Raw genomic sequence first — 1,434 nt, forward strand, 5'->3', positions numbered from 1 at the left:
TCTTTCCAACCCTTCAAAATAACCCCTGAAGAATCCGCGTAAAAATGCTGACCATCTCTGTTTATCCAACTATTCGTTATCAATTTTCCAGAATTGTAAGCAGTCCATATAGAGGGATCTTTTGCATCAGATTTGAACTCTAACCCGTCATATGTCTTTCCTTCATGTTTCTTTGTCTCATTTTCCTTACGAGGATGCCAATCAATCAACCAATTATTCCACTCATTTGCTGCAAGGCGAGCTGTGAGTTTACTAGCTGTATTAATATCATCAGTAGTCCACGCTGGTGCACTTTTTCCAGTCCTAGGAACGTATAAATATTGCCCTTTATTATTTTTTAAAGAAAACTGACCATCCTTTCGAACAACAAGATCCCATATTTCATCAGAACTAATATCTCCATCATGAGTATAAATCCATTGACTACGATCTCCTGCCTTAGATGTAAGATATTTTACCTTCCCATTAAAGACAGACGATATAATAACCTTATTAGATCCCTTTTGAATTGGTGTAATTGTAAAATCGGTCCCTCGATTTGGATCCGCGTTACCTTCTTCATGGACATAATCTCCTGCTTCTAAGTTTATCCCGTCATTTATAATTTTTGTAGAAATAGAAGAATATCCCCCTGCTTTATGGTTTGTGTAGATATCAAGTGTACGTTTCTTCAGATCCTCACGAGCTTCAGGGTCATTCGTAGCATAATTAGAAAGAATATCTTTACTTACTGTCTTTGAAGTACTTGTTCCTAGCGTTTGTTTTTCTGCAGGTAGTTTCTTAAAAAGTTCATCCTCATCAACACCAATATTACGGATGCCATTATGATAAGCATTTGGGAAGTGTTGTTTTAAATATTTATATCCAAGATCATTTCTACGACTGCTATTGTCACTTTGTAGATAATAAGTTTTGAAGTTCGTAAGTGAAACAGCCGTATTTCCTTCATCTAGTTGTTTTTGTGTAATATACAAAATATCATGTTTTAATGGATCTGATTCATCAGGAGTTAAGTCTACAATTGTACCCGCCTGCTTAATACGAATTTGTTGTCCATGCTTGATTGTTTTATATTCAACTTTTCCATTTGGATAAGAAAGTTTAACCGTCTTGCTAAAATCGCGATTTTTATAATAATCAAATGCACTAATACCAAACTCTCCTTTTTGGAAAGTAGGAGCCATGTAAGTGATGTTTTCATAAAAATTATCATAACTAGTTTTTGCATTGACATCTTCTAACCATTTCCCAAACGCCTCTGCAGCAAACGCTTCATAGATACTTCCAATTGTTGTAATAATCGTTGCAGCCGTATCAACATCTGCTTGCACTTTATGCTCTGTTAATGGAGTGGCTAGTGGGATTCCGCTGAATAAGACTCCCATTGCAAGTCCTACAGGGAGGGCTTTTCGCATACCTTTTTTAGATTTTTTA

The 1,434-nt window shown here is 35.8% G+C and carries 1 pseudogene; it reads right to left on the reverse strand.

Annotated elements, in window-relative coordinates:
- A pseudogene (locus tag MR109_RS29585) lies at positions 1–1,434 on the reverse strand (cell wall-binding protein); the annotation flags it as partial.

The sequence above is a fragment of the Bacillus cereus group sp. BfR-BA-01310 genome (assembly GCF_022664325.1).
GTDB classification, from domain to species: domain Bacteria; phylum Bacillota; class Bacilli; order Bacillales; family Bacillaceae_G; genus Bacillus_A; species Bacillus_A paramycoides.